Genomic DNA, 6,958 nt, shown 5'->3' with positions numbered 1-6,958 from the left:
AGTCCTTGATCTCGCAGAGGACGGCGCCGCTGGAGACGACCGCGCCGACGGCCGCGGTCAGCCCGGTGACGGTGCCCGCCCGGTGCGCGGTGATCGGCTGCTCCATCTTCATGGCTTCCAGGACGACGACGAGGTCGCCGGCCTCGACGGTGTCCCCGTCACTGACCGCGATCTTGACGATGGTGCCCTGCATCGGGCTGGTCAGCTCGTTCCCGCTGGCCGCGCGGGCGGCCTTGGCACCGGACCGCCGCCGTGGCCGGGCCGCCGCCGGGCCGCCGGCCGCCACGCCGCCCGCCGCGGCCGCGCCGAAGCCCGCGGGCAGGACGACCTCCAGCCGCCGGCCGCCGACCTCGACGACGACCGACTCGCGGGCCGCCGGCTCGGTGTCGGCGTCCACCCCGCCGGTGAAGGCGGGGATGGTGTTGTCGAACTCGGTCTCGATCCAGCGGTTGTGCACCCGGAACGGCTCGGTGGCGTCGGCCGGGGCGAACGCCGGATCCCGCACGACGGCCCGGTGGAACGGCAGGACCGTGGCCAGGCCCTCCAGGACCGTCTCGTCCAGGGCACGGCGGGCGCGCTCCAGGGCCTCGGTGCGGGTCGCGCCGGTGACGATCAGCTTGGCGAGCAGCGAGTCGAAGGCCCCGCCGATGACGGCGCCGGACTCGACGCCGGTGTCGACGCGCACGCCCGGCCCGGTGGGCGCGACGAACCGGGTGACCGTTCCCGGCGCCGGCAGGAAGCTGCGGCCGGGGTCCTCACCGTTGATGCGGAACTCGATCGAGTGCCCCCGGGGGGTGGGGTCGACCGGGTCGAGCGTCTCGCCCTCGGCGATCCGGAACTGGGCCCGGACGAGGTCGATGCCGCTGGTCTCCTCGGTGACGGGGTGCTCGACCTGCAGCCGGGTGTTGACCTCGAGGAAGCTGATCGTCCCGTCCCGGCCGATGAGGAACTCGACCGTGCCCGCTCCGACATAGCCGGCCTCCCGGACGACCGCCCGGGACGCCTCGTAGAGCGAGGTGCGCTGCTCCTCGGTGAGGAACGGTGCCGGCGCCTCCTCGACGAGCTTCTGGTAGCGCCGCTGCAGGGAGCAGTCCCGGGTGCCGACGACGACGACCGTGCCGTGGGCGTCCGCGAGGATCTGGGTCTCGACGTGGCGGGGCTGGTCGAGGTAGCGCTCCACGAAGCACTCGCCGCGGCCGAAGGCGGCGGTGGCCTCCCGCACCGCGCTCTCGAACAGCTCGGGCAGCTCCTCGGCGCTCCAGGCGACCTTGAGCCCGCGGCCGCCGCCGCCGAACGCCGCCTTGATCGCGACCGGCAGCCCGTGCTGTTCGGCGAAGGCCACCACCTCGTCCGCGCCGGCGACCGGGTCGGGGGTGCCGGGCGCCAGCGGGGCGCCCACGGCAAGGGCGATGTGGCGGGCCGCGGTCTTGTCGCCCAGGCGCCGGATGGCCTCGGGAGGGGGCCCGATCCAGGTCAGCCCGGCCTCGATGACGGCCTCGGCGAAGTCGGCGTTCTCCGACAGGAAGCCGTATCCGGGGTGGACGGCGTCGGCGCCGCTGGCGCGGGCCGCGTCGAGGATCTTGTCGATCCGCAGGTACGAGTCGCCCGGTGTGCTGCCGCCGAGGGCGTACGCCTCGTCCGCGATGCGTACGTGCAGAGCGTCGATGTCGGGCTCCGCATATACGGCGACGCTGGCATATCCGGCGTCGCGGGCTGCCCGGGCGACCCGGACAGCGATCTCTCCCCGGTTGGCAATGAGGATCTTACGCACGTTTCTCCCGTCCTCGTTCAGCGTGGCTGAGTCTAGGCGAGTTCGGCGGCGCAGGCTGTTGTTCTGGCAATACTAAAGGAATCCTTGGGCGGGTCCTGTACCGCCGGGGCCGTGACCGCCGTGGTGGACTCGATGGCCGACATTGATCGGCTGGGTTTGTTGGCCGGGCCGCTGCTTGCCGAGATCGCGTTGGTGGTGTAAGGAATCGATCATGAAAGGCGTCGGGGAATGTGTATCCCCGGCGTCCACAAAGCTGTCATTCCCGCTGTTTCGCGGGGCCGGCGCAGATGCCCGGCCCCGCGAAACGGTCGTTGATATCCAACTGTGATCAAATGATTACCAGTCGGCTCGGGTCCGGGTGCCCGGAGTGAATCCCGTCCAACGCCACCCGTCCGGCCCGGGACGCACGGTCTGCCGCAGTGTCGCGGACCGGTCCGACCAGGCCGAGGGGGGCGGGGCAGGGGCGGGCGCCGCCCCCGCCCGCAGGCAGAGCACCGCGACCAGGGCGGCTATCTCCTCGGCGGACGCGTTCGTCGGCACCACCTGTAGGTGCGGGCGGGGGGCGCGGACGTCGCCACCACTGCTCATCTGATCATCCTTTCGTGCCTGACGGCCCGTCCGCCAGCCCCGCCACCAGTGGGACGGCGGGACGGCGGGACAGCGGGACAGCGGGGTGCGGTGAACAGGCCGGGGCGTCCCGCGGGAGGGCGGCGGCAGGGTTACAGCGGGATGTTCCCGTGCTTCTTGGGAGGAAGCGACTCCCGCTTGGTCCGCAACAGCCGCAGTGCCCGGATCACCTCACGTCGGGTCTCCGACGGGAGAATGACCGCGTCGATATACCCGCGTTCGGCCGCTATGTACGGAGTGGCGAAATGCGAGGTGTAGTCGGCAATCAGCTCCGCGCGACGGGCGTCGGGATTCTCGGTGGCGGCGAGCTCACGCCGATAGATGATGTTCACGGCGCCCTGGGCGCCCATCACCGCGATTTCCGCGGTCGGCCAGGCCAGGTTGACGTCGGCCCGCAGGTGTTTCGAGCCCATGACGTCGTAGGCGCCGCCATATGCCTTACGTGTGATGATAGTCACTTTTGGCACTGTCGCCTCGGCATAAGCGTATATAAGCTTTGCGCCCCGGCGGATGATGCCGTTCCATTCCTGCGAGGTTCCGGGCAGGAAGCCCGGTACGTCGACCAGCGTGAGAATCGGGATGTTGAATGCGTCACAGGTCCGGACGAAGCGGGCCGCCTTCTCGCTGGCGTCGATATCGAGGGTGCCGGCGAAATGCATCGGCTGGCTGGCGACGATGCCGACGGAACGCCCGTCCAGCCGGCCGAACCCGCAGATCAGGTTCTGCGCGAACTGGGCGTGGACCTCCAGGAAGTCATCGTCGTCGAGCAGGTAGCCGATCACCGTGTGCATGTCGTACGGCGTGTTGGACGAGTCCGGGATGAACGTGTCCAGCTCCGGCGTGACCTCCGCCTCCACGTCGGCCACCTCGGCGAAGATGGGCGGGTCCGTCAGGTTGTTCGACGGCAGAAACCCCAGCAGCGCCTTGGCGGTCTCCAGGCAGTCGGCCTCGTCCGCGGCCTGGAAGTGCGCGACCCCGCTGCGGGAGTTGTGGGTGTGGGCGCCACCGAGCTCCTCCATGCCGACGTCCTCGCCGGTGACGGTCTTGATGACGTCCGGGCCGGTGATGAACATGTGGCTGGTCTGGTCGACCATCAGCGTGAAGTCGGTGATGGCCGGAGAGTACACGGCACCGCCGGCGCACGGGCCCATGATCAGTGAGAGCTGGGGGACGACGCCCGACGCCAGCACGTTGCGGTAGAAGATCTCGCCGTACAGCCCGAGCGCGACGACACCCTCCTGGATGCGCGCGCCGCCGGAGTCGTTGATACCCACCACCGGACAGCCGGTCTTCAGCGCCAGATCCATGATTTTCACGATCTTCTCGCCGAGGACCTCGCCGAGGCTGCCGCCGAAGACGGTGAAGTCCTGGCTGAACACACACACCTGGCGGCCGTCGACCGTGCCGTAGCCGGTCACCACACCGTCACCATACGGGCGGTTGCGGTCGAGGCCGAAGTCGTGCGCGCGGTGCCGGGCGAGGGCGTCCGTCTCGACGAAGGAGCCTGGGTCGAGGAAGGCATCGATCCGTTCACGGGCCGTCAACTTGCCTTTGGCATGCTGTGCGTCGACTGCCCGTTGAGAACCGGCATGTACCGCTTCGTCGATCACGCGCTTCAACTCGGCGATTTTGCCGGCAGTTGTGAGAGGATCGGGTACCGGATCGTGCGAGGGGCTCTGAGCGGGAACGGGAAGCGCCATGCCGGGCAGCGTACGGCCGTCGTGGCCTCCCGCGCTCGATTCTGCGACAACTACCTCTTGATCCGGGCGCGTGGCCGCGGTGCGATATGACTTTCAGCCGTCGGCGGTGAGGATGCGGTGGGATTCTGGCTGACATGTGGACATCGATGACGCGGCACCGGCGGTTTCCGCTGGACGCCGGTCTGCTCGCGGCCACGCTCGCCGGGGACGGCCTGAGCGTCCGGGTCGTCCAGGAGACCGGCTCGACCAACGCGGACCTCGTCGCCGCCGCGAAGACCGGTGCCGGCGAGGGCCAGGTGCTCGTCGCCGAGCACCAGTGGGCCGGTCGCGGGCGCCTCGACCGGTCGTGGACGTCGCCTTCGGGCGCGGGCCTGACCTTCTCCGTGCTGCTGCGGCCGGCCGTGCCGGCGGGCGCGCTGGGCTGGCTGCCGCTGGTCACCGGCCTGTCACTGGCCTCGACGCTGCGTGAGTTCGCGGGGATACCGGCGGGCCTCAAATGGCCGAACGACGTGCTCGTGGCCGGCGAGAAACTGGCGGGCATCCTCGCCGAGGCCATCCCCGACCGGGAGCGCTCCGGGACGGTCGCGGTGGTCGTCGGCATCGGCCTCAACGTCGACAACGACGTCGACGAGCTGCCGCCGGGGGCCACCAGCGTCGCGTTGCGCCAGCGGCAGGAGTCGCGGCCACTCGTCGGCCGGGGGGAACTGCTCATCGAGCTGCTGCGGGGGCTGGTCAGGGTGTACCGGCGCTGGCTCGTCGAGCCCACCGCCACCGCGGGCGCCTACCGGTCGGTGTGCGACACGCTCGGTCAGCGGGTACGGGTCGAACTGCCCGACGGGTCGGTGCTCACGGGTACCGCGACCGATGTGGACGATCACGGCCGGCTGGTCGTCGACGGGCGGGCGTTCGCCGCCGGGGACGTCGTCCACCTCCGCTGACGTCCCGGCCCGCACGCCCTCGTGCAGAGCCAACGCCGACGTTCTCCGGCGCCGGCATCCTCCGGCGCCACATCACCCGGTCGGCTCACGCGCCCCCGGGCGGAGCTACCGCCTCCTAAGCGGTAGGTTGTGGACGCGTACGAGGCCTGCCCGCGAGCTTCGGGCAGCCGCCCGTCGAGGGGCGCCTGCCATGGCCGTGTGCGGTATGTTTGTTCGCCCCCGTGGCTCCGGTCGTCCGGTGGCGGTGAGACCATCGCGGGGTGGGCTTCCCGGACAACATTCTGACCAGCGACGAACAGGTCGTGTTGCACCTGCATCCGCACTGGATCAGGCTGGCCGGGCCGGCAGCGGCCTTCGTCGTGCTTCTCGGCCTGACCCTCTTCGGCGTGCTGGCCGTCCCGGCGGGCTCGTTCCAGCAGGCCGCCCAGTGGCTGATCGTCGCGGCCGGGGCCGTGCTGCTCTTCTTCGCCAGCCTGCGGCCATGGCTGCGATGGGTCACCACACACTACGTGGTGACGACGGAACGGGTCGTCGTCCGCGAGGGGATCCTCTCCCACTACGGCCGGGACATCCCGTTGCTCCGGCTCAACGACGTCTCGTTCAGCCGTTCCTTCTGGGAGGGGCTGGTGGGATCCGGCACGCTCTCGGTCGAGAGCGGGGGACAACGCGGCCGGCTCGCGCTGGTGCACCTGCCCCAGGCCGAGGAGGTGTACGCCACGCTCTACCGGCTGGCCGAGGAGAACGCGGCGCGGCTGCGCGGCCCCGTCGACGACAGCGGTTACCCCCGCTAGCGGTCATTCTGTCAGTGGTCGTTCCTGTCAGTGGTTTTTCCCGCTGTTTCTCCGGTCGCTCCGGTCGGTTGCGCGGGCTGCTCAGGCCAACGGGTCGAACCCCTTCCACCACTCGAAGAGCGCCGTTGCGTCGGTGCTCTGGGCGGCAAAAGCGGTGAGATCGTTGTCGTAGCTCCAGAAAATCACGTAATTACCGCCGTCGTGAGCGCACAGCAGCGATCCGACGTCCACATTCGGCCGGCTGGTCACGTGCCAGGTTTCAATACTGTTCTTGCCGGTACGGCAGGATCCGTCCTCGGTGATCTGTCTCGACCGGTAGTCGATGTCGTTACGCAGTGAGCCGCTGCTGTAGTAATGGAAGGCGCGTACCGGCGTTCCGTTACTCGACTGGCAGGTCAGGGACGCGTCTATGTCGGAATCCTCGTCGTCCGGGTTACCCGTGCAGCCGGTTATCTCGCTGGGATTCAGCGTCGCCTCCAGGTTGCTCTGGGCGGCGGTGAGGCTGCCGGTGGACCCGCCGCTCGGCGTCGCCGTGGCCGGGGTCGCCGACGGCCGCGCGGACGCCGACGGCGTGGCGCCCGTCGGCCCGGCGGGGATCACCGGCAGGGCCGGGCCGGCGGACGCCCCGCCTCCGGGCCTGTGCGAACCGGTCACGGTCAGCGCGATCACCGGGACGGCGACGGCGACCAGGACCGCGGCGACGATTCCGATGATCAGCCCGGTCCGTCTCGACGCCGGCCGTCCCGGCGGCCCGCCGGCCGGATACGGGCCCGGCTGGTACGGACCGGGCGGATAGCCGCCCGACGGATACCCGCCTGGCGGCGGATAGGAGCCGGGTGGGTAGCCGCCGGGCGGGGGATAGCCACCCGGCGGGGCGAAGCCGCCCTGGGGACTGGCCGGCGGATAGGGGCCCTGGGCGCCGGAGGCGGGCTGCCCGTACGGGTACCTGGCGGTGGGCGCGTACTCGTCGTGTGCTCCGGGCGTGTACGGCCCCCGCGGCCCGGACGGGTACGGCTCCTGTCCCCGGCCCGGATCCGCGTCGGGACCGGCCGCCGCCCGAGCCGGCCCGGTCTCCGGAAGGATGCGGGTCGAGCCGGGGCCGGGAGCAGGCTGCGCCGGGATGCCCCCACC

General features: G+C 70.7%; 6 protein-coding genes. 2 read left to right on the top strand and 4 right to left on the bottom strand.

Annotated elements, in window-relative coordinates; all coding sequences use genetic code 11:
- The 3 genes from AC5LSR_RS16340 to AC5LSR_RS16330 all read right to left on the bottom strand — a co-directional run.
- Positions 1 to 1,771 (bottom strand): acetyl/propionyl/methylcrotonyl-CoA carboxylase subunit alpha (locus AC5LSR_RS16340; RefSeq protein WP_493468649.1); only part of this gene is annotated, 1,771 nt, incomplete at its 3' end.
- 336 nt (positions 1,772 to 2,107) lie between these two features.
- Entirely contained in the window at positions 2,108 to 2,359 is a 252-nt protein-coding gene (locus tag AC5LSR_RS16335) for an acyl-CoA carboxylase subunit epsilon (RefSeq protein WP_250282383.1), read from the bottom strand.
- A gap of 131 nt (positions 2,360 to 2,490) precedes the next feature.
- Positions 2,491 to 4,098, bottom strand: a complete 1,608-nt coding sequence (locus tag AC5LSR_RS16330) for an acyl-CoA carboxylase subunit beta (protein WP_445548268.1) — start codon at positions 4,096 to 4,098, stop codon at positions 2,491 to 2,493.
- Between the two features lie 146 nt (positions 4,099 to 4,244).
- On the opposite strand from AC5LSR_RS16330, the gene AC5LSR_RS16325 reads away from it, so the two are divergent.
- Together AC5LSR_RS16325 and AC5LSR_RS16320 are read left to right on the top strand one after the other, a co-directional pair.
- The gene (locus AC5LSR_RS16325; RefSeq protein WP_250282385.1) at positions 4,245 to 5,036 is read left to right on the top strand and encodes a biotin--[acetyl-CoA-carboxylase] ligase; all 792 of its coding nucleotides are present in this window, start codon (positions 4,245 to 4,247) and stop codon (positions 5,034 to 5,036) included.
- 260 nt (positions 5,037 to 5,296) lie between these two features.
- Positions 5,297 to 5,827, top strand: coding sequence for a PH domain-containing protein (locus AC5LSR_RS16320; RefSeq protein ID WP_250282386.1), 531 nt, complete (start codon positions 5,297 to 5,299; stop codon positions 5,825 to 5,827).
- A gap of 81 nt (positions 5,828 to 5,908) precedes the next feature.
- On the opposite strand, the gene AC5LSR_RS16315 is transcribed toward AC5LSR_RS16320, so the two are convergent.
- Positions 5,909 to 6,958: hypothetical protein (locus AC5LSR_RS16315; RefSeq protein WP_493468648.1), on the bottom strand; the 1,050-nt coding region annotated here is incomplete at its 5' end.

Source organism: Protofrankia sp. CiP1_Cm_nod4, from assembly GCF_982290645.1.
Note: the sequence above shows the minus strand (reverse complement) of the source record. Positions and strands in the feature narration are given on the sequence as shown.

Bases quoted from the DNA above. Each gene is read 5' to 3' on its own strand.
- AC5LSR_RS16335 (WP_250282383.1), bottom strand. From the start codon at position 2,359: ATGAGCAGTGGTGGCGACGTCCGCGCCCCCCGCCCGCACCTACAGGTG.
- AC5LSR_RS16330 (WP_445548268.1), bottom strand. From the start codon at position 4,098: ATGGCGCTTCCCGTTCCCGCTCAGAGCCCCTCGCACGATCCGGTACCC.
- AC5LSR_RS16325 (WP_250282385.1), top strand. From the start codon at position 4,245: ATGACGCGGCACCGGCGGTTTCCGCTGGACGCCGGTCTGCTCGCGGCC.